We start from the raw sequence: 23,721 nt of genomic DNA on the forward strand, positions 1-23,721 counted from the left end.
CGGGGCACAGGTAACCCGGCGGCGCCGCGCGCCGCCGGGTTGTCCATGGGGGCCGGCTCAGCGGATCGGCAGGCCCGACAGGGTTCGGGCGATCACCAGGCGCTGGATCTCGCTCGTCCCCTCGAAGATCGTGTAGATGGCGGCGTCGCGGTGCATCCGCTCGACCGGGTACTCGCGGGTGTAGCCGTTGCCGCCGAGGATCTGGATCGCCTGGGCGGTGACCTTCTTGGCCGTCTCGCTGGCGAACAGCTTGGACATGGAGCCCTCGGCCGCCGTGAACGGTTTCCCGTTGATCGCCATCCAGGAGGCGCGCCACACGAGGAGACGGGCGGCGTCGATCTGGGTGCGCATGTCCGCGAGCTGGAAGGCGACGCCCTGGTTGTCGATGATCGGGCGGCCGAACTGCTCACGGGTGGTGGCGTAGTCCAGGGCGACCTCGTACGCCGCGCGGGCGGTGCCGACCGCCATGGCGCCGACGGCAGGGCGGGATGCCTCGAAGGTGGCCATCGCGGCGTTCTTCACGCGCTCACCCCCCTGCTTCGCCTTCTCGCGGGCGCGTGCGAGGCGCTCGTCCAGCTTCTCCTTGCCGCCGAGCAGGCAGGAGCCGGGGACGCGCACGTTGTCGAGGATGACCTCGGCGGTGTGCGAGGCGCGGATGCCGTGCTTCTTGAACTTCTGGCCCTGGGAGCAGCCGGGGGTGCCCGGCGGGATGATGAAGGAGGCGTGGCCCTTGGAGCCGAGCTCCGGGTCGACGACCGCCACCACCACGTGGACGTTGGCGATGCCGCCGTTGGTCGCCCAGGTCTTGGTGCCGTTGATGACCCACTCGTCCTTGGCCTCGTCGTACACCGCGCGGGTGCGCATGGAGGCCACATCGGAGCCGGCATCGGGTTCGGAGGAGCAGAAGGCGGCGACCTTGACATCGTTGACGTCGCCGTACATCTGGGGGATCCAGGTGCCGATCTGCTCCTCGGTGCCGTTGGCGAGGACGCCCACGGCGGCGAGGCCGGTGCCGACGATCGACAGGGCGATGCCCGCGTCGCCCCAGAACAGCTCCTCCATGGCCATCGGAATGCCCAGGCCGCTTGCGTCGAAGTACTGCTGGGCGTAGAAGTCCAGGGAGTAGATGCCGACCTTGGCGGCCTCCTGGATGACCGGCCAGGGAGTCTCCTCACGCTCGTCCCATTCGGCGGCCGCGGGGCGGATGACATCGGCGGCGAAGCCGTGCAGCCAGTCGCGGACCTCCTTCTGTTCGTCGTTGAGCTCCATGGTGAACTCGGCCATGACCCCTCCAGCGGCGCACGTGCATGTTACTTGCGGTAACAGGAGTCTGTTACTGACGGGTAGGAAAAGTCAACTCCTCAGGACGGTCCGTATCCCGTTCGATGCCTGCGGATCCGTCAGTGTTAGTTTGCGCAGGCGTTACCGAACCAGCACGGGTGGGGAGAGCTCATGGACACCACACAGCGGACCGATCAGCAGCGTTCGGCCGACCGACGCCGACGCGAGCTGCTCGAGGCCGCCGACCGAGTGGTGCTGCGCGACGGCCCGGGGGCCTCGATGAACGCGATCGCCGCCGAGGCCGGCATCACCAAGCCGATCCTCTACCGGCACTTCGGTGACAAGGGAGGACTCTACGCGGCCCTGGCCAAGCGGCACACCGACGCGCTTCTGGATTCGCTGCGGGCCGCGCTGGACGCCCCGGCGGACCGCCGGGAGCGGGTCGAGGCCACGCTGGACACCTATCTGTCGGCGATCGAGGCGCGCCCCCAGGTGTACCGGTTCCTGATGCATCCCGCGGAGGGCTCGCAGAGCGACCACGGCTTCGACGTCGGCAAGCACTCGGCGCCGCTGCTGCGGCGGATGGGCGAGGAGCTGGCGCAGGTGATCGAGGACCGGCTGGACCTCGGGCCGGGCAGCCAGCAGCTGGCCCGGGTCTGGGGGCACGGCATCGTCGGCATGATGCACGCGGCCGGTGACTGGTGGCTCGGCGAACGGCCCTGCTCCCGGGCGGAGTTGGTACGCAGCCTGGCGGATCTGCTGTGGGGGCGGCTCGCGGCCGCGGGGGACAAGGCGGGAGGCCCCGGGTTCTGAGACCCCCGGTCACCGGGCGGGCCGCATCCACGGGGCCCGGCTCGCCCGGCGCAGGAGCCTGCGGCGCCGCCACCCCGTCAGACGGTCGGCGTAGACACCGCCCTCCAGATGGTCGCACTCGTGCTGCAGGCACCGGGCGAAGAACCCGGTGCCGTGGACGGTGACCGGTTCCCCGGTCACCGTGACGCCCTCGACGACCGCGTGGTCGTACCGCTCCGTGCCCGCCTCCAGACCGGGCAGCGACAGACAGCCCTCCGGACCGCGCAGCACCACCCCGTCCGTCTCGACCAGCCGCGGGTTCACCACATGGCCCCGGTGCCGGACGTCCTCGTCGTCCGGGCAGTCGAAGACGAACACCCGCAGCGGCTCGCCGACCTGGTTGGCGGCCAGGCCCACGCCCTGCGCCGCGTACATCGTCGCGAACAAGTCCTCCACCAGACGGCCGAGTTCCGGCCCGAAGTCGGTGACCTCCCGGCAGGGCGCGTGCAGCACCGGATCGCCGAGCAGGGTGAGGGGCCGCACACGTCCGTGGACGCCGGGGATGGAGCCGTGTCGCATGGCGGCAAGAGTACGGTCCTACCAGCAGCGCCCGTCTCACGAGGGTGCCGCGGTTCTGGAGTGCGAATGGATCTCGATAGGCTGAGGTCTCACCACGTGGCCGTCAGGCACAGACGCGGCGCGTACGCAAGGAGGATCGAGAACTGATGGCAGGCAACTCGGACCCGCTCTCGCCGCGGGCCAAGCTGGCCGTGACCGCCGGCAAGGCGGTCGCAGCGGCATCCCGCGCCGCCGGGCGCGGCAGCGGTTCGGTGATCGGCGGCCGGGTGGCACTCAAGCTCGACCCCGATCTCCTCGCCCGGCTCGCGCAGAACCTGGACTGCGTCCTGGTCTCGGCGACCAATGGCAAGACCACCACGACCCGGCTCATCGCGGAGGCGCTGCGGGCCGCGGGACCGGTCGTCTCCAACGCGCTCGGCGCCAACATGCCGGCCGGTATCACCTCGGCGCTCGCCGGCCGCTCGGACGCGAAGTTCGGCGTCATAGAGGTCGACGAGAAGTACCTGGCCGGTGTCGCCCGGGACACCGACCCGAAGTGCATCGCCCTGCTCAACCTCTCCCGCGACCAGCTCGACCGCGCCGCCGAGACCCGGATGCTCGCGGAGAACTGGCGCGAGGGCCTGGCCGGCTCCAAGGCCGTCGTCGTCGCCAACGCCGACGACCCGCTGGTGGTGTGGGCCGCCTCCTCCTCCCCCAACGTGATCTGGGTCGCCGCCGGCCAGATGTGGAAGGACGACGCCTGGTCCTGCCCCTCGTGCGGCGGTGTGATGCAGCGCCCGGGCGACGACTGGTTCTGCGGCGAGTGCGGTTTCCGCCGGCCGACCCCCAGCTGGGCGCTCTCCGGCGACCACGTGCTCGACCCGCACGGTTCCGCCTGGCCGATCCACCTCCAGCTGCCGGGCCGCGCCAACAAGGCCAACGCCGCGAGCTCCGCCGCCGTCGCCGCCGTGTTCGGGGTGCCGCCGCAGGTCGCCCTGGAGCGCATGTACCAGGTGCAGGCCGTGGCCGGCCGCTACGACGTGGTGCAGTTCGAGGGCCGCGATCTGCGCCTGCTGCTGGCCAAGAACCCCGCGGGCTGGCTCGAGACGTTCTCGCTGATCGACCCGCCGCCGACCCCGGTGATCCTCTCGGTGAACGCCCGCTCCGCCGACGGCACCGACACCTCCTGGCTGTGGGACGTGGACTACACGCGGCTCACCGGCCACCCGATCTGCGTCATCGGCGACCGCAAGCTGGACCTGGCCGTGCGGCTGGAGGTCGCCAACCAGCAGTTCCAGGTCTGCGAGAACCTCGACCAGGCGGTCCAGCTGTGCCCGCCCGGCCGGATCGAAGTCATCGCCAACTACACCGCGTTCCAGGACCTGCGCCGCCGCGTCGGCAACTGACCACGACACCTCAGGGGACTTGAAGTGAGCGACAACCAGCTGCGGGTCGTCTGGATCTACCCGGACCTGCTCAGCACGTACGGCGACCAGGGCAACGTGCTCGTCGTGGAGCGCCGGGCGCGCCAGCGCGGCCTGGACGTGGCACGGCTCGACGTGCGCAGCGACCAGGCGATCCCTACCTCCGGCGACATCTACCTGATCGGCGGCGGCGAGGACCGTCCGCAGCGGCTGGCCGCCGAGCGGCTGCGCCGGGACGGCGGTCTGCACCGCGCGGTGGAGAACGGCGCGATCGTGTTCTCGGTGTGCGCCGGCTACCAGATCCTCGGCCACGAGTTCATCAACGACCTCGGCCAGCGAGAGCCGGGCCTCGGACTGCTCGACGTGGTCTCGGTGCGCGGTGAGGGCTCCCGGTGCGTGGGCGATGTGCTGGCGGACATCAACCCGCAGCTCGGTCTGCCCCCGCTGACCGGGTTCGAGAACCACCAGGGCGTCACCCACCTGGGTCCCACGGCGCGCCCGTTCGCCCAGGTGCGTTTCGGCAACGGCAACGGCACGGGGGACGGCACGGAGGGCGCGTTCAACGACACGGTCTTCGGCACGTACATGCACGGTCCCGTGCTGGCCCGCAACCCCCAGATCGCGGACCTGCTGCTGAAGCTGGCGCTCGATGTCAACGCGCTGCCGCCGACCGACGACCGCTGGTACGAGGCACTGCGCGACGAGCGCATCGCGGCGGCGCAGCAGCCCGCCTGAGGCGTCCCGAGCACGGGACACCCCGGCCGCCGGGCGGGCCCGGACGGGCCCGTCTGACGGCTGCTCCGCACAGGTGAGCGGGGTCGTCCAGCAGGCGGACGCCAGGTGCGGTCCCGCCCCCCGAAACCGCTAGGGTGGCGGGGATCGAGCCGGACAGCGCGGTCCGGTCCCGGCCCACATCGAGAAGGTTGTTTCGGGCTATGCGCATTGGTGTCCTCACGTCCGGCGGCGACTGCCCCGGCCTGAACGCCGTCATCCGGTCCGTCGTGCACCGCGCCGTCGTCGACCACGGCGACGAGGTCATCGGCTTCCGGGACGGGTGGAGGGGCCTCCTGGAGTGCGACTACCTCAAGCTCGACCTCGACGCGGTGAGCGGCATCCTCGCCCGCGGCGGCACCATCCTCGGCTCCTCCCGGGTGCGCCCCGAGCATCTGCGCGACGGTGTGGAGCGCGCCAAGGGGCACGTCCAGGAGCTCGGCCTCGACGCGATCATCCCGATCGGCGGCGAGGGCACGCTCAAGGCGGCCCGGCTGCTCTCCGACAACGGCCTGCCGATAGTCGGTGTGCCGAAGACCATCGACAACGACATCGCCGTCACCGACGTCACCTTCGGTTTCGACACCGCCGTCGGGGTGGCGACCGAGGCCCTGGACCGGCTGAAGACCACCGCCGAGTCCCACCAGCGGGTACTGATCGTCGAGGTCATGGGCCGTCACACCGGCTGGATCGCGCTGCACTCCGGGATGGCGGCCGGCGCGCACGCCATCGTCGTACCCGAACGGCCCTTCGATATCGACGAGCTGACCGCGAAGGTCGGCGAGCGGTTCTCGGCCGGGAAGCGGTTCGCGATCGTCGTCGCGGCGGAGGGGGCCAAGCCGAAGGCCGGCACCATGGACTTCGACGAGGGCGGCAAGGACATGTACGGCCACGAGCGGTTCGCCGGTATCGCCCGGCAGCTCTCGCTGGAGCTGGAGGCGCGGCTCGGCAAGGAGGCGCGGCCGGTGATCCTCGGTCATGTGCAGCGCGGCGGGACGCCCACGGCGTACGACCGCGTGCTGGCCACCCGGTTCGGGTGGCACGCGGTGGAGGCGGTGCACCGGGGCGAGTTCGGACGGATGACCGCGCTGCGGGGCACCGACATCGTGATGGTGTCCCTCGCGGAGGCGGTGGAGACGCTGAAGACGGTGCCGGAGGAGCGGTACGCCGAGGCCGGGTGCGTGTTGTGAGACGCGGGTAGCGCTCGGGCGCCCGCGGTTTCGTGTGTTGTTGATCGCGCAACTTCCCGCGCCCCTTGACGGGGCGCTCCAGCTGACCCCGGTCGCAGAGGCGGCCGGGGTTCGCCGTACTCTGTGGGGCGGACAGACGCGTACAACCCCCACGAATCAGGAGCCGGCGGATGGATCACAGCGGGCACGGCATGACGATGGATCTGCCGCCGTTCACGCTGGGGCGAGGGCTCGCCTGGTCGGCGGATCCCTTCTTCCTCCTCGCCTGTCTGCTCGCACTGGCGCTGTACGGCTGGGGCGTGGTCCGGCTGGTACGGCGCGGTGACAAGTGGCCGGTGGGGCGCACCGTGGCGTTCGTCGCCGGTGTGCTGAGCATCGGGCTCATGATGTGCACCAAGCTGAACGACTACGGCATGGTCATGTTCAGCGTGCACATGGTGCAGCACATGATGATCAGCATGGTGTCCCCGATCCTGATCCTGCTCGGTGCCCCCATCACGCTGGCGCTGCGCGCCCTGCCGCCGGCCGCGCGCGGCCGCAAGGGGCCGCGCGAGCTGCTGCTGATGTTCCTGCACAGCCGTTACATGCGGATCGTCACCCACCCGGTGTTCACCATTCCGCTGTTCATCGCGAGCCTCTACGGGCTGTACTTCACCCCGCTGTTCGACTTCCTGATGGGTTCCAGGGTGGGTCATGTCGCGATGATGGTGCATTTCCTCGCCGTGGGGCTGGTCTTCTTCTGGCCGATCATGGGCGTGGACCCCGGCCCGCACCGGCCGGGCTATCTGATGCGCATGCTGGAACTCTTCGCGGGCATGCCGTTCCACGCGTTCTTCGGTATCGCGCTGATGATGGCGTCGACGCCAATGGTCACGACGTTCGAGAATCCGCCCGCCTCCCTCGCCGTCGACGCGCTGTCCGACCAGAACGCGGCGGGCGGCATCGCCTGGGCGTTCAGCGAGGTTCCCTCCGTCCTGGTGCTGCTGGCGCTGCTGTTCCAGTGGTACGCCTCCGACCAGCGGCAGGCGAAGCGCCAGGACCGCGCGGCCGACCGGGACGGGGACAAGGAACTCGAGGCGTACAACGCCTATCTGGCCTCACTGCACGCGCGGCGGAACTGAATTCACCGATTTCCCCGTCCCTTTGAGATTTCCCCGTCCCCTTGAACGGGCGAATTCCTCCAGTAGCATGATGCGCCAGGGGGAACCGCCGAGGGGGAGCGGTCATGGGATGTCGCACGTACACGCACACGCACGGGGCGGGAAAAGAAGCTCGATCACACAAAGGGAATGACTGTTCCCTTTTCTTCGCCACTCCAGAACGGATGTGCGATCGCGCGCGGAATGGCGCTGCGGCCCGGCGTTCTTTCCGGTGGGAGTGACGGGATGCCGTCAGGATCACCGACACCGGGCGTGGGCCGGGTGATCGCCGGCCGCTATCTGCTGCTGCGACGACTTGGCGGCGGTGGCATGGGGCATGTGTGGCTCGCCCATGACCAGCGGCTCGCGTGCGAGGTCGCCCTCAAGGAGATCGTGTTCGGCGATCCGGCCGAACCCGGCCAGGAGCGGGCGGCCCGGGTCGCCAGGGCCCGCGCGGAGGCCCGGCACGCCGCCGGTCTGCGCGGTCACCCCCATGTGGTGACCGTCCACGACGTGCTGGAGCACGAGGGGCTGCCGTGGATCGTCATGGAGTACCTCGCGGGCGCCGTCGACCTGCGCGGCCTGCTCGCCCGCAGTGGCCCCCTGGCCCCTGCCGAGTGCGCCCGGATCGGGCTGGCCGTCCTGGACGCGCTGACGGCCGGGCACGAGCGGGGGGTGATGCACCGGGACGTGAAACCGGCGAACATCCTGCTCGCGCCGGACCGCACCGGTGTGCCGTACGCGCGGGTGCTGCTCACCGACTACGGGATCTCCGTGCAGCCGGACACCGGGGAGACGCGGTACACCATGGCGTCCGCGCTGGTCGGCACCGCCGGCTATCTGGCGCCGGAGCGGGCGACCGGCGGTCCGCCGACGCCCGCGGCCGATCTGTTCTCGCTCGGCTGCACGCTCTACCACGCGGTGGAGGGCCGGGCACCCTTCGCGCGGGAGTCCCCGCTGGCGTCGGTGACCGCCGTCGTCCTGGAGGAACCGCGTGCGCCGGTGCGGGCGGGCGCGCTGGAGCCGGTGCTGCGGAAGCTGCTCGCCAAGGACCCGGAACTGCGGGCGACCGCGCCCGAGGTGGAGGCCGAGCTGGCGCGGATCGTGACACCGCAGTCGGAGGCGTATCCGCGGACGCGGACGGACCTCGGCTCCCGGCCGCCGTGGGACGCCCCGCCGCCTCCCGTGCCCGAGGCGGACCGGTACGGCCGCTCCGGCGCCGGTCACCGCCGCAGCTCCCGCCCGCAGGCCGTGCGCGCGCTGCTCGCGGGCGTTCTGGGCACGGTGCTGGCCCTGGGCGGGGCCTGGTACGCGCTGGCCGACCGCGAGGCGGGCGCCGGCGGGAAAGCGCTGCCGTACGGCGAAGCGGTCGGGCTGGTGAAGCCGTTGCGGGAGGGCGACTGTGTTCGGGCCGACTGGCCCGGCGGCACCCGGTTCACCGGCACGCCCCGGCTGACCGTCGACCCGGACTGTTCGGGCGCGGCTCCCGACGGGCAGGTGATGGCGTCGGTGCCGGCCGCGTCGGACGACGAGGCGCGGGAGCGTGGCCCGGCCCTGTGCGAGGAGCGGACCCGGGAGCTGCGCGGCCGGCTGGCCGACGTCCAGGAACTGGCTGTCGTACCGGTGCCGGACGGGTTCGAGGCGGCCGGGCGGCGTACCGCGTGTCTGGTGCTCGGGGCGCACGGTCCGGTGTACGGGCCGCTCGGGGACCGGCGCCGCACCGGGACGGTGTTCGCCGACACGGCGACGATGCAGCGGCGGGACTGTCTGGACGTAGGGTCCCGCCGGGAGGCGCGGCTGGTGTCGTGCGAGGGGACGTACGACGAGCAGGTGCTCGGTTTCGCGCGGCTAGGGGAGGACGTCACGCCGGCCGAGGCACGCACCCGGTCGGATGCGATGTGTGCACGCGAGGTTGCGCCCCGTGACTACGGCTTCGACCCGTCGGTCCACGAGACGGGGTCGTGGGTGGGCGAGAGGTCCTGGAAGTCGGGCGCACATGTGGTCGTGTGCACCGTGAGGCGGCAGAACGGGGGCACCATGGAGGGAACCGAACCATGAGGAGGGTGTTGCGATGCCCGGTACCACGAACGGTTCAACGTCGACGAAGACCATGGGAGTGCTCACCGTAGGGGCGCTGGTGGCCGTGACGGCCTACACGGTGGCGCTCGGCAGCAACGGCTGGCTGTGGTTCGGCTGGGTGGTCCTGGGTCTGATCACCCTGGGGATGGTCGCCACCCGCAGCACCTGAGGGGCGAGCGGGGCGGGCCTCACCTCGGGGTGAGCCGCCCCGCCAGGTGCACGCCCGGCTGGTACTTCGGCAGCCGGACGGTGATCTTCATGCCCGCGCCCGCCGCCGTCTCGATGACGAGGCCGTGGTCGTCGCCGTAGACCTGGCGGAGCCGGTCGTCGACGTTGGACAGTCCGATGCCGCCGGTGGGGCTGGCCTCGTGGGCGAGGATGCGGCGCAGCAGAGCGGGGTCCATGCCGGCGCCGTCGTCCTCGATGACGACGAGGGCCTCGGCACCGGCGTCCTGTGCGGTGATTCGGATGTGGCAGGTGTCGGCCTTGCCCTCGAGACCGTGTTTGACGGCGTTCTCCACCAGCGGCTGGAGGCAGAGGAAGGGCAGCGCGACCGGCAGCACCTCGGGAGCTATCTGCAGGGTGACGGCGAGGCGGTCGCCGAAGCGTGCGCGGACCAGCGCCAGGTAGTGGTCGATGGCGTGCAGTTCGTCGGCGAGGGTGGTGAAGTCGCCGTGCCGGCGGAACGAGTAGCGGGTGAAGTCGGCGAACTCCAGCAGCAGTTCACGGGCGCGCTCGGGGTCGGTGCGCACGAACGAGGCGATCACGGCGAGCGAGTTGAAGATGAAGTGCGGGGAGATCTGCGCCCGCAGCGCCCTGATCTCCGCCTCGATGAGGCGCGTGCGGGACCGGTCGAGGTCGGCGAGTTCGAGCTGGACGGAGACCCAGCGGGCGACCTCGCCTGCGGCCCGGACCAGGACCGCGGACTCGCGGGGCGCGCAGGCGACGAGGGCACCGTGCACCCGGTCGTCGACGGTGAGCGGGGCCACCACGGCCCAGCGCACCGAGCAGTCGGGGGTGTCACAGGTGAGCGGGAAGGCCTCGCCCCGGCCGGTGACGAGAGGGCCGGTGAGCCGCTCCATGATCTCGGTGCGGTGGTGGGCGCCGGCGCCGTCCCAGACAAGGACCCGTTCGCGGTCGGTGAGGCACAGGGCGTCCGTGCCCAGCAGGGAGCGCAGCTTGCGGGCGGATTTCCCGGCGGTCTCCTCGGTCAGGCCCGCGCGCAGCGGCGGTGTGGCCAGGGAGGCGGTGTGCAGGGTCTCGAAGGTGGCGTGCTCGACGGGTGTGCCGAGTCCGGCGAGGCTGGCGGGCCGTGCGGTGCGCCGGCCGATCCAGAATCCGGCCGCCAGCAGGGGCAGTACGGCGACGAGCAGGCCGGCGAGGAAGCCGCTCATGCGGACACCTCCGTGCGCAGTTCCTCGGGGAGGTGGAAGCGGGCCAGTACGGCCGCCGTCCCGGGCGGCACCCGGCCGGGGGTGGCCAGGGACACCAGGATCATGGTGAGGAAGCCCAGCGGCACCGACCAGAGCGCGGGCCAGGCGAGCAGGGCGTGCCAGGGCCCCGTGCCCGGGTAGCCGGCCATGGTCGCGGCGACCGCGAGGAACGCGGAGCCGCCACCCACCAGCATCCCGGCCGCCGCGCCGGGCGGGGTCAGCCGGCGCCACCAGATGCCGAGGACGAGCAGCGGGCAGAACGAGGACGCCGACACGGCGAAGGCCAACCCCACGGCGTCGGCCACCGGCAGCCCGCCGACCAGGACGCTCGCCCCGAGCGGGACGGCCATCGCGAGCACGGTGCCGAGCCGGAAGTGCCGTACGCCGCGTGAGGGGAGGACGTCCTGGGTGAGCACCCCGGCGACGGCCATGGTGAGTCCGGAGGCGGTCGACAGGAACGCGGCGAAGGCGCCTCCGGCGACCAGGGCGCCGAGGAGGTCGCCGCCCACTCCCCCGATCATCCGGCCGGGCAGCAGCAGGACGGCGGCGTCCGCGTCGCCGGTGAGGGTCAGTTCGGGGGCGTAGAGCCGGCCCAGGGCGCCGTAGACCGGGGGGAGGAGGTAGAAGGCGCCGATCAGGCCGAGGACGGCGACGGTGGTGCGGCGGGCGGCCACGCCGTGCGGGCTGGTGTAGAAGCGGACGACCACGTGGGGCAGGCCCATGGTGCCGAAGAAGGTCGCGAGGATCAGCCCGTAGGTGGCGTACAGCGGGCGCTCCTCACGGGACTCGGCCCGGGAGGGCGACAGGGCGTCGTCGCCGCCGCGTCCGGCGGCGGGGACCTCCGCGCCCTCGGCGAAGGTGAGCCGGGTGCCGCCGTCGATGCGGTGGGTGCCCGCGGGCAGGCCGACCTCGGCGCCGTCGTGTGCGCGGCCGTCGACGGTGCCGTCGACCGTGACGGTGAGCGGCCGGTCGAGCCGCAGGTGCAGGGAGTCGTCGATGGTGACCACCCGCTGTTCGCGGAAGGCGGCCGGTTCGTCGAAGGCGTGGCTGGGTGCGCCGTCGCTCTGCCAGGCGAGGACGAGGAAGAGCGCGGGGACGAGGAGGGCGGTCAGCTTCAGCCAGTACTGGAAGGCCTGGACGAAGGTGATGCTGCGCATGCCGCCCGCGGCGACGATGACGGTCACCACGACGGCGACGATCACCGCGCCGAGCCAGTCGGGCGAACCGGTGAGCACGGTCAGGGTGAGCCCGGCGCCCTGGAGCTGCGGGAGCAGATACAGCCAGCCGACACCGACCACCAGGGCGCCGGCGAGCCGCCGCACCAGGTGCGAGGCGAGCCGTGCCTCGGCGAAGTCGGGCAGCGTGTAGGCGCCGGAGCGGCGCAGCGGGGCGGCGACGAACAGCAGCAGCACCAGATAGCCGGCGGTGTAGCCGACCGGGTACCAGAGCATGTCCGGGCCCTGTACGAGGACGAGGCCCGCGATGCCCAGGAAGGACGCCGCGGAGAGGTACTCCCCGCTGATGGCGGCGGCGTTGAGGCGGGGGCCGACGGTGCGGGAGGCGACGTAGAAGTCGGAGGTGGTGCGGGATATGCGCAGGCCGAAGGCGCCGACGAGAACGGTGGCCAGGGCGACGAGCGCGACGGCGGTGACGGCGTAGGCGGAGTTCACGGTGTTCCGGGCTCCGGTCTCAGCGGTCCTCGACGAGCCGCGTGAAGTCGCGTTCGTTGCGTTCGGCGCGGCGTACGTACCAGCGGGCGAGCAGCACCAGCGGAGGGTAGAGGCCGAAGCCGAGCACCGCCCACTCCAGCCGGCGGGCGTCGGGGGCGGCGGCGAAGACCAGCGGGAGCGGGCCGATGAGCAGGGCGAGGACGGCGAACACCACGAGTCCGGTGCGCAGCTGGATGCGCATCAGGGAACGGACGTAGGTGTGGCCGAGGGTCGTCTGCTCGTCGATCTCGGTGCGCGGGCGGTAGTAGCCAGAGGTCCGGCGGGTGCGGCGGGGCGGGCCGGTGACGACCACGCGGCGTTCGGTCGGGTCCTGGGGCATGCGGTGCTCCCCCCCTCTAGCTCGTGGTCCGGCGCATCAGCAGGTCCCGCAGTTCGCGGGCGTGCCGCCTGCTGACCTGAAGTTCCTCCGAGCCGATCAGGACGCTCACGGTGCCCGCGTCGAGCCGGAGCTCGCCGATGTGGCGCAGGGCGACCAGATGGCGGCGGTGGATGCGGACGAAGCCGCGGGAGCGCCAGCGCTCCTCCAGCGTGGACAGCGGGATCCGTACGAGGTGGCTGCCCCGGTCGGTGTGCAGCCGGGCGTAGTCGCCCTGGGCCTCGACGTGGGTGATGTCGTCGACGGCGACGAAGCGGGTGACGCCGCCGAGCTCGACGGCTATGTGGTCGGGGTCGGGCTCGTGCACGGGGATGCGCGGGGCGGCCTCGCGGGGGGTGCTGCCGCGCTGGGCGGCGGCCCGGCGCACGGCCTCGGCCAGCCGTTCCTTGCGGACGGGTTTGAGGACGTAGTCGACGGCCTTGAGGTCGAAGGCCTGGACGGCGAAGTCCTCGTGGGCGGTGACGAACACGATCAGCGGCGGCCGGGCGAACCCGCTGAGCAGCCGGGCGAGGTCGAGGCCGTCGAGCCCGGGCATCTGGATGTCGAGGAAGACGACGTCGATCGCCTCGGGCCCGTCGGGGCCCGACTCCAGGGCGCGGTTGATGCGGCGCAGGGCCTCGGTGGCGTCCCCCGCGCCCTCGGCGGTGCCGATGCGCGGGTCCGCGTTCAGCAGGTACAGCAGTTCCTCCAGCGAGGGGCGTTCGTCGTCGACGGCGAGGGCGCGCAGCATGAAGGTGGAGTGTAGGGGGCATTTCCGCGTCTGGACACGTGCCGGACGTGGGCGTTCGCACCGTGGGCGCCGGTGGGCGGGCCCGCCGGGCGCCGCTGGATACAGTGCCCGCATGAACAGCAGGCCCGCTCCGTTCGACGAGCTCGACCGGAAGATCGTCACGGCTCTCATGGCGAACGCCAGGACGTCCTTCGCGGAGATCGGCGCGGCCATCGGGCTGTCGTCGACGGCGGTCAAGCGCCGGGTGGACCGGCTGCGCGAGACCGGGGTGATCACGGGGTTCACGGCGACGGTGCGGCCGTCGGCGCTGGGCTGGCGCACGGAGGCGTATGTCGAGGTGTACTGCGAGGGGGCGGCGCCGCCCCGGCGGCTGGCGGAGGTGGTGCGCAATCATCCGGAGATCGCCGCGGCGATGACGGTGACCGGGGGCGCGGACGCGCTGCTGCACGTGCGGGCGCGGGATGTGGAGCACTTCGAGGAGGTGCTGGAACGGATCCGCCAGGAGCCGTTCATCCGCAAGACGATCAGCGTGATGGTGCTGTCCCATCTGCTGCCGGAGAGTCCTGAGGCGGGAGTGAGCCAGCCCGCGCCGGACAGCGCACCGGACGTGCGCTGAGCGGCCGGAACACGCAGTGATGCTGCGTGTACACGCAGCTCTTGTTCCTTGTCGCCCGTCGAGGTCCGTTCCTACCGTGGAGGCACCCCCTGTCGGCACCGCATGGAAGCGGAGGAACCCCTCTGTGCCCGGATCCCGTGTGGCGCGCCGGCGGCGCTACCTCGTCTGCGAACCCAGACACTTCGCCGTCCGGTACGCGATCAATCCCTGGATGCATCCCGACCGTCCTGTTGACGTCTCCCTCGCCCAGCGCCAATGGCGGGCGCTGATCGGCGTCTACCGTGACCACGGACATACCGTGGAGACCGTGAAGCCGGAGCCCGGACTGCCCGACATGGTGTTCGCCGCGAACGCGGCGGTCGTCGTTGAGGGCCGTGTCTTCGGTTCCCTCTTCTCCGCGCCCGAGCGGCGTCCGGAGTCCGTGCCGTACGAGGCCTGGTTCAAGTCGGAGGGCTTCGAGGTCCAGCACCCCGAGTCGGTGTGCGAGGGCGAGGGCGACCTGGTGCCCGCCGGGCGCTGGATCCTCGCCGGCACCGGGTTCCGCACCACCCCGGAGGCGCACCGCGAGGTGCAGGAGTTCTTCGGCGTACCCGTGATCGGGCTGACGCTGGTGGACCCGTACTTCTACCACCTGGACACGGCGCTGTTCGTCCTCGACGACGAGAACGTCGCCTACTACCCGGAGGCGTTCTCGCCGGGCAGCCGCGAGGTGCTCGCCCGGTTGTACCCGGACGCGGTGATCGCCACCCGTGAGGACGCCATGGCGTTCGGTCTGAACTCCGTTTCCGACGGGCGCCATGTGTTCATCTCGCCGGAGGCGACGGCCCTCGCCGACCGGCTCGCCGACCGCGGTTACGTTCCCGTCCCCGTCGACCTGTCCGAGTTCCGCAAGGCGGGCGGGGGCATCAAGTGCTGCACTCAGGAGATCCGCTCATGACCTCTGTCGTCCCCGCGCGTACGTCCGCCGAACTCATCGGCGCGGAAGAGCCCGTCCTGGCGCACAACTACCACCCGCTGCCCGTGGTCGTCTCCCGCGCGGAGGGCGCCTGGGTGGAGGACGTGGAGGGCCGGCGGTATCTCGACATGCTGGCCGGCTACTCGGCGCTCAACTTCGGCCACCGGCATCCCGCGCTCGTCGAGGCGGCGCACCGCCAGCTGGACCGGCTCACCCTCACCTCGCGCGCGTTCCACAACGACCGGCTCGCGGAATTCGCCGAGCGGCTGGCCGCGCTGACCGGGCTGGACATGGTGCTGCCGATGAACACCGGCGCCGAGGCCGTCGAGAGCGGTGTGAAGGTGGCCCGCAAGTGGGCCTACGACGTGAAGGGCGTCCCGGCCGACCGGGCGACGATCGTGGTGGCCGCGGACAACTTCCACGGCCGTACGACGACGATCGTGAGCTTCTCGACGGACGAGGTGGCCCGCGCCGGGTTCGGCCCCTTCACCCCGGGCTTCCGCGTGGTCCCGTACAACGATCTCGCGGCGCTGGAGGAAGCGGTCGACGAGACGACGGCGGCCGTGCTGATCGAGCCGATCCAGGGCGAGGCGGGGGTGATCGTCCCGGACGACGGCTACCTCGCCGGGGTACGCGAGCTGACCCACCGCAAGGGGTGCCTGTTCGTCGCCGACGAGATCCAGTCGGGCCTGGGCCGCACCGGCCGTACGCTCGCCGTGGAGCACGAGTCGGTCGTCCCGGACGTGGTCCTGCTCGGAAAGGCGCTGGGCGGCGGCATCGTCCCGGTGTCGGCGGTGGTGGCCCGGCGGGAGGTGCTCGAGGTGCTGCACCCCGGTGAGCACGGGTCGACCTTCGGCGGCAACCCGCTGGCCGCGGCGGTCGGCACCGCGGTCGTGGAACTGCTGGAGACCGGTGAGTTCCAGCGGCGGGCGACGGAGCTGGGCGAGGTGCTGCGCGAGGGACTGGAGTCGCTGGCCGGCAAGGGCGTCGTCGGCTTCCGCTCCCGGGGCCTGTGGGCCGGCGTGGACGTCGACCCCGCGATCGGCACCGGGCGCGAGGTCAGTGAGCGCCTGATGCGGGAGGGCATCCTGGTGAAGGACACCCACGGCTCGACCATCCGGCTGGCCCCGCCGCTGACCATCACGGCGGAGGAGCTGCAGGGCGCCCTGCGCACGCTGGAGAAGGTGCTCGCCGAACACGCCTGAGACACGTCCGGGAACCGCCCGCGCCCCGGTCCGCCGGGGCCGGGCGGTGTGGCCGTTGTCCGGTCGCGGCGGGGATGCGGGGGCCGGGTGCACGCCTCCCCCACGTCCGTACGTCCGGAAGGCCCCCGCCCCCCGTCGAGGGTGAAGATGGGGACATGAGGTGGTAGACCACTCTCAGCGACAGAGAGGTCGGCCGTGGGCGGACAACAGGAGCAGAACGTGGCCCGGCAGGGGTTCGACGTCGCCGACGCCGCTCCCCTGCTGCTCGATCCGCACGGCGTGGTGTCGAGCTGGACCGGTCGCGCCGAGCAGCTGCTGGGGTACGACGCACAGGCCGTGGTGGGCCGCAAGTTCGCCGAGCTGCTGCTCCCCGACGACGCCGAACGGGTTCCCGGCCTGGTCGAGCGGTGCAGGTCCGACGGGGACTGGGTGGGGCTGATGACGGCGCTGCACCGGGAGGGACACCCGGTCGCCGTGATGGTGCGGGTCACGCCGACCGTGGAGCCCCGGGGCCGTACGTCCCTGCTGGTCCTGCTGTCGCAGCTGGCCGGTGCCGCCGGCTGGAGCATGAGCCGCACGGTGCTGGAGCAGATCGTCACCGGGACGTCCATCGGCATCGCGATCGTGGACACGGATCTGCGCTTCGTGTGGTCCAACGCCGCGATGGAGCAGTTCGGCGGCGGACCGGCCGAGCGGCGGCTGGGCCTGCGGTTCGCCGACGTCCAGCCGGGTCTCAACGCCGATGCCGTCGAGGCGCGGATGCGGCATGTGCTGGAAACCGGCGAGCAGGTGGTCGGCCACGAGGAGGTCGGCCGCGCACGGTCGGCACCGCTGCGCGAGACCGCGCACATGATGTCGTTCACCCGCCTCGACGACGAGCGGGGCCGCCCGATGGGCGTGTACTACACCGTCGTGGACGTCACCGAAGGGCACCGCGCCCGGCAGCGCCTCGCCCTGCTCGACCGGGCCGGCGAGCACATCGGCCGGACCCTCGACATCATGACCACCGCACAGGAACTGGCGGACGTCGCCGTCCCGGGCCTGGCGGACTTCGTCACCGTGGACCTGCTGGAGACGGTGCTGCGGGGCGCCGAACTCCCGCCGGGGCCGCTCGGCGACTCCGCGCCGGTGTCCCTGCGCCGCGCGGGCCACCGCTCGCTGTACGAGGACCTGCCGCGGACGGCCGTGGACGCCGGCGCGGTCGTGACCTACCTGGCGGATTCCCCGCCCGTGCGCTATCTGACCTCCGGCCGGTCCTGGCGCCAGGAACAGCTCGACCCGCTCGCCCCGGAGTGGGCCGCGGGCGCTCCGGGTGTCCGGGAGTCCACCTTCCTGGAGCTGGGACTGCAGAGCGTGATGATCGTCCCGATCCGGGCCCGGGGCGCCACTCTGGGTGTCACCATGTTCTTCCGTCGCCGTCGCGATTACCCGTTCGACGCCGATGACCTCAGTCTGGCCGAGGACCTCGTCTCGCGAGCCGCCGTCTGTGTGGACAACGCCCGGCGTTACACCCGGGAGCGGGACGCCGCGCTCGTCCTCCAGCGCAGCCTGCTCCCGCGCCGGCTGCCCGAGCAGGACGCCGTCGAGGTGGCCGCCTGCTACCGCCCGGCCGACGAGCTGACGGGCCTGGGCGGCGACTGGTACGACCTCATCCTGCTGTCGAGCGCCCGCGTCGCCCTGGTCGTGGGCGAGGTACCGGGGCACGGCATCGACGCCGCCGCGGCCATGGGGCGGCTGCGCACCGCCGTACGGACGCTGGCCGCGATCGATCTGCCGCCCGAGGAGGTGCTGGGGCACCTGGACGATCTCTCCTCCCGGGCGGCGCGGGACGAGGAGGACGGGGAACCCGGCGAGACCGCCGGCAGGCCCCTCGGCTCCGGCTGCCTGTACGTCGTCTACGACCCGGTGGACGGCCACTGCACGATGGCCGCCGCCGGTCATCCGGCGCCCGCCGTGGTGGCGCCGGACGGCACGGTCGCGTTCGTGGACCTTCCGCAGGGCCCGGCGCTCGGTGTCGGCGGGCCGCCGTTCCAGGCGGTGGAGCTGACGCTGGCCGAGGGCAGCACGCTCGCCCTGCACACGGACGGTCTGCTGGCCCGGGATGGGGCCCGGCCCGCCGAACCGGACCGGGAGCCGCTGCGGGAGGCGCTGGCCGAGGCCCCGGCCTCGCTGGAGACGAGCTGCGGCACCGTCGTCGACACGCTCGTGCCGGCCCGCCCGTACGACGACGTGGCCCTGCTGATGGCCCGTACCAGGCGTCTGGACCCGGAGCAGGTCGCGGTCTGGGACCTGCCGGACGATCCGGCCGTGGTGGCCGAGGCCCGCAGGAACACCACCCGGCAACTGGCCCAGTGGGGGCTGGACGAGCTGGTCTTCACCACGGAGCTGGTCGTCAGCGAACTGGTCACCAACGCCATCCGGCACGCCACCGGGCCGGTCAGACTGCGGCTGATCCGGGAGCGTGCGCTGGTGTGCGACGTGCTCGACCGCGGAGCCACCGCCCCGCATCTGCGGCATCCCCGCGCGATGGACGAGGGCGGGCGCGGACTGCTGCTGGTCTCCCAGCTGGCCCAGCGGTGGGGTACCCGGTTCGTCCCCGAGGGGAAGATCATCTGGGCGGAGCAGCCCTTCTGAGGGCGCCCGGGCTCAGTCGCCGGGCGGGGGACCGGGGCGTGTGCCGTCGGGACGTTCCGTCCATTCCACGTTGCGACGGTCCTCGGGGTCGTCGCTGGGCGATGCCTTGAACCAGGCGTCGAGGATCTCCTTGAGCACCGGAGCGGACGTCAGCCGCAGGCTCAGCGCCAGGACGTTGGCGTCGTTCCAGCGGCGGGCGCCGTCGGCCGTGTAGGCGTCCGTGCACAGGGCGGCCCGTACTCCCGGCACCTTGTTCGCGGCGATCGAGGCGCCCGTGCCGGTCCAGCAGCACACCACCGCCTGGTCGGCCGATCCGTCGGCGACCTCGCGGGCCGCCGCCGCGGAGCAGACCGCCCACTGCGGGTCGTCCCCGGGGCTCAGCGCCCCGTGCGGGCTCACCTCGTGGCCGCGGTCGCGCAGTTCGGCGAGGAGGGCGCGCGCCACGGGTTCGTCCATGTCGGAGGAGACGGAGATCCGCATGCTGCGGAGCCTACTCCCCCGCGATGCGCGACCGGGCGGGTGCAACCGGTCCGGCACGGCTCGTCCCGGGCGCGTCGAACGTGGTGCCGGGCCGCATCCTCCGGTCCTAGACTGACAGCTCACGACGTGCCGGATGACCTGCTGGAACGCGGCGGCACTGCCCGTTCGCCGGAGTCGAGGAGCGTGCTTTTGTTCTATTACGTGCTCAAATATGTGCTCTTGGGCCCGCTGCTGAGACTGGTCTTCCGGCCGCGAATACAGGGGCTGGAGCATGTTCCGTCGTCCGGCGCCGCCATCGTCGCGGGGAACCATCTGTCCTTCTCGGACCACTTCCTGATGCCGGCCGTGCTCAAACGGCGTATCACCTTCCTCGCCAAGGCCGAGTACTTCACCGGACCCGGCCTCAAGGGCCGGCTGACGGCGTTCTTCTTCCACAGCGCGGGCCAGATCCCCGTCGACCGCTCCGGGAAGGAGGCCGGGCAGGCCGCCATCCGTGAGGGCCTGGGGGTGCTGGGCAAGGGGGAACTGCTCGGCATCTACCCGGAGGGCACGCGGTCGCACGACGGCCGCCTGTACAAGGGCAAGGTGGGCGTCGCGGTGATGGCGCTCAAGGCGGGCGTACCGGTGATCCCATGCGCGATGATCGGCACGTTCGAGGCGCAGCCGCCCGGCAAGGTGATTCCCCGCATCCATCCGGTGGTGATCCGCTTCGGCGAACCGCTGGACTTCTCGCGCTACGCGGGGATGGAGAACGAGAAGGCGGTGCTGCGTGCCGTCACCGACGAGATCATGTACGCCGTCCTCAAGCTGTCCGGGCAGGAGTACGTCGACCAGTACGCCGCCGTCGCCAAGGCCGAGGAGGCCGAGCGCGCGGCGCAGGAGAAGCGCCGGTTCCCGCGCATGCCGCGGAGCTGATCCGCCGGGAGCGGACGAGGGGCGGCCGGAGAGTTCCGGCCGCCCCTCGTGCCGTACGGCGCCGGCGCTACGGCTTCGGCGTGGCGTGCGGTGCGCAGGTCACGTCGGACCGGTCGAGCTTTCCGGTGAGCAGGTAGGTGTCCACCGGGTTCGCCGCCCGTGGCGACGGTCATCCGTACGTCGTAGCGCGCCTTGGTCCCATGCTGTCCGGGCAGGGCCAGGGTCGCCGCGGTTGACCCGACCCGGAGGCGGGCCACCGAAGCCCGCCGCCGGGCGGGCACCGGCCCCGTCGGCCAAGACCGCGGCACCCACGACGGCCGTCCCCGGAGCGACCACGCTGCGGACGGGGGTGCGCAGTCCTGTCGTCGGGCCCGCGAGGGACTACTAGGTGGCCGTCCCCCGGTGCTCGGCCGCGATGCCGAACCGCTGCCGTTCGCCGGAAGCGGACGCCACCTGGTGCACGCCGGCCACCGTACTGATCACACGCTCCTCGGCGGCCTCCCGGTGTTCCTCGAGCTCTTCGAGTCGTCGCAGGTCATCGGCGGATACGAGGGCGACGAGGGGCTTGCCGTGCCGGGTCACGACGACGCGTTCACCGCCGTACACCACGCGGTTGATCAGGTCGGCCAGCTCAGCCCTGGCTTGGGTCACCGGAATCTCGTAGGCCATGCGCCCATCATAACGGCATGTACGTCCTGTACATTTTTTACTGAGACCGTCAGACAGGAGGGGCCGTCATGACCCGACCGTCCGCCCGCTACGTCCTGCCCGAATTCACCGAACGCACGGCATCCGGGCAACGGACGAAGGATCCCTACTCGAAGCTGCTCGAGGAGCGGATCGTCATCCTCGGGACACAGATCGACGAGACCTCCGCGAACGACGTGATGGCCCAGCTCATGTATCTGGAGCACCACGCCCCCGACCGGGACATCTCGCTGTACATCAACTCCCCGGGCGGCTCCTTCCACGCCATGTCGGCGATCCACGACACGCTGCAGTACGTCACCTGTGACGTGGAGACGATCTGTCTCGGCCAGGCCGAGGGAGCCGCCGCGCTGCTGATCGCGGCCGGCACCCCGGGCAAGCGGTTCGTGCTGCCCGGCTCGCGTCTGGTGCTCCGTCAGCCCGTCCTGCCGGAACCGGTCGAGGGACAGACGAGCGACCTGGCGATCCAGGCCGATGAGTTGAACCGGATCCGGGCCCGCATCGAGGAGATCCTCATGCGGCACACGGGCCGCACCGAGGAACAGGTCCGTGCCGACATCGAGCGGGACACGGTCCTCGACGCGCAGGGCGCCGTCGACTACGGCCTGGTCGACCGGATCGTGCCCCACCGCAGGGGCGTCCACCCGGCCACCGGCGCGAGGTGAGCCGCGGATGCTGCCTCCGGAACTGCCTCCCCTGCCCGCGCTGACCCGCGCGGAGGCCGAGCTGATCGACCGCTATCTGGAGGTCGTCGACCTGCTCGGCCGGGTCAACCCCGCCCTCGGCGGTGACACCTATCGCGGACTGCGGGCGGCCCAGGCGCTGGTCGGCAAGGCCGTCGCACTGCGCGACGCGCTGACCCTGATGCACCGGCGCGGCGAGAGCGAACTGCACTCCGACACCCTGGCCCGCGCGCTGCGGGTGCTGGACGGCGAGCGTCGCACGGCCCGGGTCACGCTGCCACCGCAGTCGGGGAGTTGACGCCCGCACATCGCCGGAGGGCGGTCCGCGGTGCGGTGTGCTCGGCGAGGGGTTGAAACGGACCAAACGGCGTACCCCCATCCGGCGTAGACGAACCTCCTGTTTTCGGGCCGTTCAAGTTGCACAACGAGCGCGGCCCGAGGCCGGAATGGGGCATTCCGCCGCTGGTCCGGGGCTCCCCCGAGCCCTGGACGGCGGATCGAACACAACAGTGTCCACCCGAACGGGTGAGTGGTGAGTAACAACACAAACCCCCCGTTCCGTTGGGTTTTCGATCCTGCCATGAGCCAAGATCCCTGACTGACGACAAGACCCCGCCGCCGCGGCGGGGCGATCCGGGCGGACGCCGAGTCCTGCCGCCGCCCGGATGACCGGTCGACAGGAGTGGATCGGCAGGAGTGGAGGACCCAAGCACGACGGGTCGCCGGAACGTCAGTTCCGAGCAGCCCTTGGGGTGAAGCCGCATTCGTGCGGCCGGGCCACTTCGCCAGCCCGAATCCGACAGGTCATCCTTCACAGGCGGCTGACGAAGGGTTGCGCATGACTGCGCTCAATCGTGTCCCGTCTCTCATGGCCCGGGCCGGCACGGCCTCGGCACTCACCCTGGCCGCCGTGGGCGGGTCCCTCGTGGTACCCGGAGCCGCCTCGGAGGCGGCTGCCGCGAGCACCGCCACCAAGGCACTGCGCGTCGCCGCTTCCAAGAAGGGCGCGCCGTACCAGTGGGGCGCCGCGGGGCCGCACCGGTTCGACTGCTCGGGACTGACGCTGTACTCGTTCAAGAAGGCGGGCAAGAAGCTGCCCCGCACCGCCGCCCAGCAGTACAACACGACCCGTCATATTTCGGCCGGCAGCCGCAAGGCCGGTGACCTGGTCTTCTTCCACTCGGGCGGTTACGTCTACCACGTCGGCATCTACGCGGGCAACGGCAAGATCTGGCACGCCCCCAAGACCGGGGACGTGGTGCGTCTGCAGAAGATCTGGACCCGGAGCGTCTCCTATGGCCGGGTGAGCTGACCGCGCGGGGGCGGTGGCGCCCGTGGCGTGCCGCCGCCCCGCCGGCCGTACCCGCGTGGTTCCTACGGCTCCTGCTGTCCCGCCGCCGTGACCGCTTCGGCGGCCTCGACGGTCCACGTCCAGGGGAGGTCGACCGAGACGGTCTTGCCGCCCTGACGCGTGGGGCGGATGCTGAGTCTCCCCCCGCATTCCGCGGTCAGCCAGCGGATGATGACGAGCCCCCGCCCGTTGTCCTGCTGCACCGCTGCGGGCAGCCGTTTGGGCAACCGGGGGTGACTGTCCGTCACGCCGATATGCACCCGTTCATCGCGGACCAGAGCGACGTCCACCGTGAACGTGGGTGACTGCCCGAACGTGTGCTGCACCGCGTTGGTGGCGAGTTCGGAGACGATCAGCCGGACGGTGTCGGACAGGTCCGTGTCCGCCGGCATGCCCCATTCCACCAGCGTGCCCAGCACATGGGCCCGGGCGGCGGAGACCGAGGCGGGATCGCTCGGCAGAGTGACGGATGCTTCCAGATGGTCTGCCATGGCGACGTCGTCCCTTTCCCACGGGACCGCAGTCCGACACGGAGTGGTTGGTTCGAGTACGGTCCCGCACTGGTGCTTCGTCGCCAGAGTGCCATCACCGCACGGCACAGGGCGCCGGATCCACCAAGATATGCATATATCTGTCGCTCAAAGCGGTGAACTCTGCGACGGCAGACCGTA

General features: G+C 71.7%; 24 protein-coding genes and 1 riboswitch. Of the genes, 15 read left to right on the forward strand and 9 right to left on the reverse strand.

From position 1 onward, the window contains the following. Positions 1 to 57: 57 nt before the first annotated feature. Entirely contained in the window at positions 58 to 1,284 is a 1,227-nt protein-coding gene (locus tag AB0L56_RS20375) for an acyl-CoA dehydrogenase family protein (RefSeq protein ID WP_365425056.1), read from the reverse strand. Between the two features lie 168 nt (positions 1,285 to 1,452). Here AB0L56_RS20375 and AB0L56_RS20380 point away from each other — a divergent pair, with 168 nt between their 5' ends. Continuing rightward, positions 1,453 to 2,094 carry a TetR family transcriptional regulator gene (locus tag AB0L56_RS20380; RefSeq protein ID WP_365425058.1) on the forward strand — a complete coding sequence of 214 codons (642 nt, stop codon included), beginning with the start codon at positions 1,453 to 1,455 and terminating at the stop codon, positions 2,092 to 2,094. A gap of 9 nt (positions 2,095 to 2,103) precedes the next feature. On the opposite strand, the gene def is transcribed toward AB0L56_RS20380, so the two are convergent. Continuing rightward, positions 2,104 to 2,652, reverse strand: coding sequence for a peptide deformylase (gene def, locus AB0L56_RS20385; protein ID WP_361023896.1), 549 nt, complete (start codon positions 2,650 to 2,652; stop codon positions 2,104 to 2,106). Positions 2,653 to 2,798: 146 nt separating this feature from the next. Here def and AB0L56_RS20390 point away from each other — a divergent pair, with 146 nt between their 5' ends. The 6 genes from AB0L56_RS20390 to AB0L56_RS20415 all read left to right on the forward strand — a co-directional run bounded on the left by AB0L56_RS20390 (position 2,799) and on the right by AB0L56_RS20415 (position 9,403). Next, a complete protein-coding gene (locus AB0L56_RS20390; protein ID WP_361023899.1) occupies positions 2,799 to 4,037 on the forward strand; it encodes a MurT ligase domain-containing protein in 1,239 nt (412 codons plus the stop codon). A 24-nt stretch (positions 4,038 to 4,061) separates the two neighbouring features. Beyond that, positions 4,062 to 4,790 carry a glutamine amidotransferase gene (locus AB0L56_RS20395; RefSeq protein ID WP_361023902.1) on the forward strand — a complete coding sequence of 243 codons (729 nt, stop codon included), beginning with the start codon at positions 4,062 to 4,064 and terminating at the stop codon, positions 4,788 to 4,790. A gap of 200 nt (positions 4,791 to 4,990) precedes the next feature. After that, a complete protein-coding gene (locus tag AB0L56_RS20400; RefSeq protein ID WP_361023905.1) occupies positions 4,991 to 6,016 on the forward strand; it encodes a 6-phosphofructokinase in 1,026 nt (341 codons plus the stop codon). A 170-nt stretch (positions 6,017 to 6,186) separates the two neighbouring features. After that, entirely contained in the window at positions 6,187 to 7,137 is a 951-nt protein-coding gene (locus AB0L56_RS20405) for a cytochrome c oxidase assembly protein (protein ID WP_365425061.1), read from the forward strand. Positions 7,138 to 7,401: 264 nt separating this feature from the next. Then, a complete protein-coding gene (locus tag AB0L56_RS20410) occupies positions 7,402 to 9,213 on the forward strand; it encodes a protein kinase (RefSeq protein ID WP_365425063.1) in 1,812 nt (603 codons plus the stop codon). Positions 9,214 to 9,226: 13 nt separating this feature from the next. Next, positions 9,227 to 9,403, forward strand: coding sequence for a membrane protein (locus AB0L56_RS20415; RefSeq protein ID WP_037934856.1), 177 nt, complete (start codon positions 9,227 to 9,229; stop codon positions 9,401 to 9,403). A 19-nt stretch (positions 9,404 to 9,422) separates the two neighbouring features. On the opposite strand, the gene AB0L56_RS20420 is transcribed toward AB0L56_RS20415, so the two are convergent. The 4 genes from AB0L56_RS20420 to AB0L56_RS20435 are packed head-to-tail and all read right to left on the reverse strand — an operon-like array spanning position 9,423 to position 13,503. Beyond that, a complete protein-coding gene (locus tag AB0L56_RS20420; protein ID WP_365425065.1) occupies positions 9,423 to 10,628 on the reverse strand; it encodes a histidine kinase in 1,206 nt (401 codons plus the stop codon). Further along, the gene (locus tag AB0L56_RS20425) at positions 10,625 to 12,337 is read right to left on the reverse strand and encodes a cation acetate symporter (RefSeq protein WP_361023922.1); all 1,713 of its coding nucleotides are present in this window, start codon (positions 12,335 to 12,337) and stop codon (positions 10,625 to 10,627) included. Before AB0L56_RS20425 ends, AB0L56_RS20420 begins: the two co-directional genes overlap by 4 nt. Before the next feature lie 19 nt (positions 12,338 to 12,356). Then, the gene (locus tag AB0L56_RS20430; protein ID WP_365425068.1) at positions 12,357 to 12,716 is read right to left on the reverse strand and encodes a hypothetical protein; all 360 of its coding nucleotides are present in this window, start codon (positions 12,714 to 12,716) and stop codon (positions 12,357 to 12,359) included. Positions 12,717 to 12,732: 16 nt separating this feature from the next. After that, positions 12,733 to 13,503 carry a LytTR family DNA-binding domain-containing protein gene (locus AB0L56_RS20435; protein WP_361023928.1) on the reverse strand — a complete coding sequence of 257 codons (771 nt, stop codon included), beginning with the start codon at positions 13,501 to 13,503 and terminating at the stop codon, positions 12,733 to 12,735. Positions 13,504 to 13,615: 112 nt separating this feature from the next. Between AB0L56_RS20435 and AB0L56_RS20440 the strand changes: the two genes are divergently transcribed. The 4 genes from AB0L56_RS20440 (at position 13,616) to AB0L56_RS20455 (ending at position 18,913) form a co-directional block, all read left to right on the forward strand. Next, positions 13,616 to 14,119 (forward strand): Lrp/AsnC family transcriptional regulator, encoded by a 504-nt coding sequence (locus tag AB0L56_RS20440; protein ID WP_361023930.1) that lies wholly within the window; start codon positions 13,616 to 13,618, stop codon positions 14,117 to 14,119. A 124-nt stretch (positions 14,120 to 14,243) separates the two neighbouring features. Further along, positions 14,244 to 15,056, forward strand: a complete 813-nt coding sequence (ddaH, locus tag AB0L56_RS20445) for a dimethylargininase (RefSeq protein WP_365425071.1) — start codon at positions 14,244 to 14,246, stop codon at positions 15,054 to 15,056. Beyond that, positions 15,053 to 16,279 (forward strand): ornithine--oxo-acid transaminase, encoded by a 1,227-nt coding sequence (gene rocD / locus AB0L56_RS20450; RefSeq protein WP_365425073.1) that lies wholly within the window; start codon positions 15,053 to 15,055, stop codon positions 16,277 to 16,279. The genes ddaH and rocD overlap by 4 nt, the downstream gene beginning before the upstream one ends. A 195-nt stretch (positions 16,280 to 16,474) precedes the next feature. Continuing rightward, positions 16,475 to 18,913, forward strand: coding sequence for a SpoIIE family protein phosphatase (locus AB0L56_RS20455; protein WP_365425075.1), 2,439 nt, complete (start codon positions 16,475 to 16,477; stop codon positions 18,911 to 18,913). A gap of 12 nt (positions 18,914 to 18,925) precedes the next feature. Here the strand turns inward: AB0L56_RS20455 and AB0L56_RS20460 are convergent, their stop codons facing one another. Next, positions 18,926 to 19,393, reverse strand: a complete 468-nt coding sequence (locus tag AB0L56_RS20460) for an RpiB/LacA/LacB family sugar-phosphate isomerase (RefSeq protein ID WP_365425077.1) — start codon at positions 19,391 to 19,393, stop codon at positions 18,926 to 18,928. Between the two features lie 189 nt (positions 19,394 to 19,582). Between AB0L56_RS20460 and AB0L56_RS20465 the strand changes: the two genes are divergently transcribed. Continuing rightward, entirely contained in the window at positions 19,583 to 20,308 is a 726-nt protein-coding gene (locus AB0L56_RS20465; RefSeq protein WP_361024286.1) for a lysophospholipid acyltransferase family protein, read from the forward strand. A gap of 384 nt (positions 20,309 to 20,692) precedes the next feature. Here the strand turns inward: AB0L56_RS20465 and AB0L56_RS20470 are convergent, their stop codons facing one another. Further along, on the reverse strand, positions 20,693 to 20,977 hold the full coding sequence (locus tag AB0L56_RS20470; protein WP_365425079.1) for a type II toxin-antitoxin system Phd/YefM family antitoxin: 285 nt from the start codon (positions 20,975 to 20,977) through the stop codon (positions 20,693 to 20,695). Positions 20,978 to 21,045: 68 nt separating this feature from the next. Here AB0L56_RS20470 and AB0L56_RS20475 point away from each other — a divergent pair, with 68 nt between their 5' ends. The 3 genes from AB0L56_RS20475 to AB0L56_RS20485 all read left to right on the forward strand — a co-directional run bounded on the left by AB0L56_RS20475 (position 21,046) and on the right by AB0L56_RS20485 (position 23,011). After that, complete coding sequence (locus AB0L56_RS20475) at positions 21,046 to 21,681, forward strand: ATP-dependent Clp protease proteolytic subunit (RefSeq protein ID WP_361023948.1); 636 nt, start codon at positions 21,046 to 21,048, stop codon at positions 21,679 to 21,681. A gap of 7 nt (positions 21,682 to 21,688) precedes the next feature. Further along, complete coding sequence (locus AB0L56_RS20480) at positions 21,689 to 21,997, forward strand: hypothetical protein (RefSeq protein ID WP_361023951.1); 309 nt, start codon at positions 21,689 to 21,691, stop codon at positions 21,995 to 21,997. A 334-nt stretch (positions 21,998 to 22,331) separates the two neighbouring features. Then, a riboswitch (cyclic di-AMP (ydaO/yuaA leader) is annotated at positions 22,332 to 22,534 on the forward strand. A 3-nt stretch (positions 22,535 to 22,537) separates the two neighbouring features. After that, the gene (locus tag AB0L56_RS20485; protein WP_361023954.1) at positions 22,538 to 23,011 is read left to right on the forward strand and encodes a C40 family peptidase; all 474 of its coding nucleotides are present in this window, start codon (positions 22,538 to 22,540) and stop codon (positions 23,009 to 23,011) included. Positions 23,012 to 23,073: 62 nt separating this feature from the next. On the opposite strand, the gene AB0L56_RS20490 is transcribed toward AB0L56_RS20485, so the two are convergent. Further along, on the reverse strand, positions 23,074 to 23,541 hold the full coding sequence (locus AB0L56_RS20490; RefSeq protein WP_361023957.1) for an ATP-binding protein: 468 nt from the start codon (positions 23,539 to 23,541) through the stop codon (positions 23,074 to 23,076). Positions 23,542 to 23,721: the final 180 nt, after the last annotated feature.

The organism is Streptomyces sp. NPDC052079 (assembly GCF_040680275.1).
GTDB lineage: Bacteria > Actinomycetota > Actinomycetes > Streptomycetales > Streptomycetaceae > Streptomyces.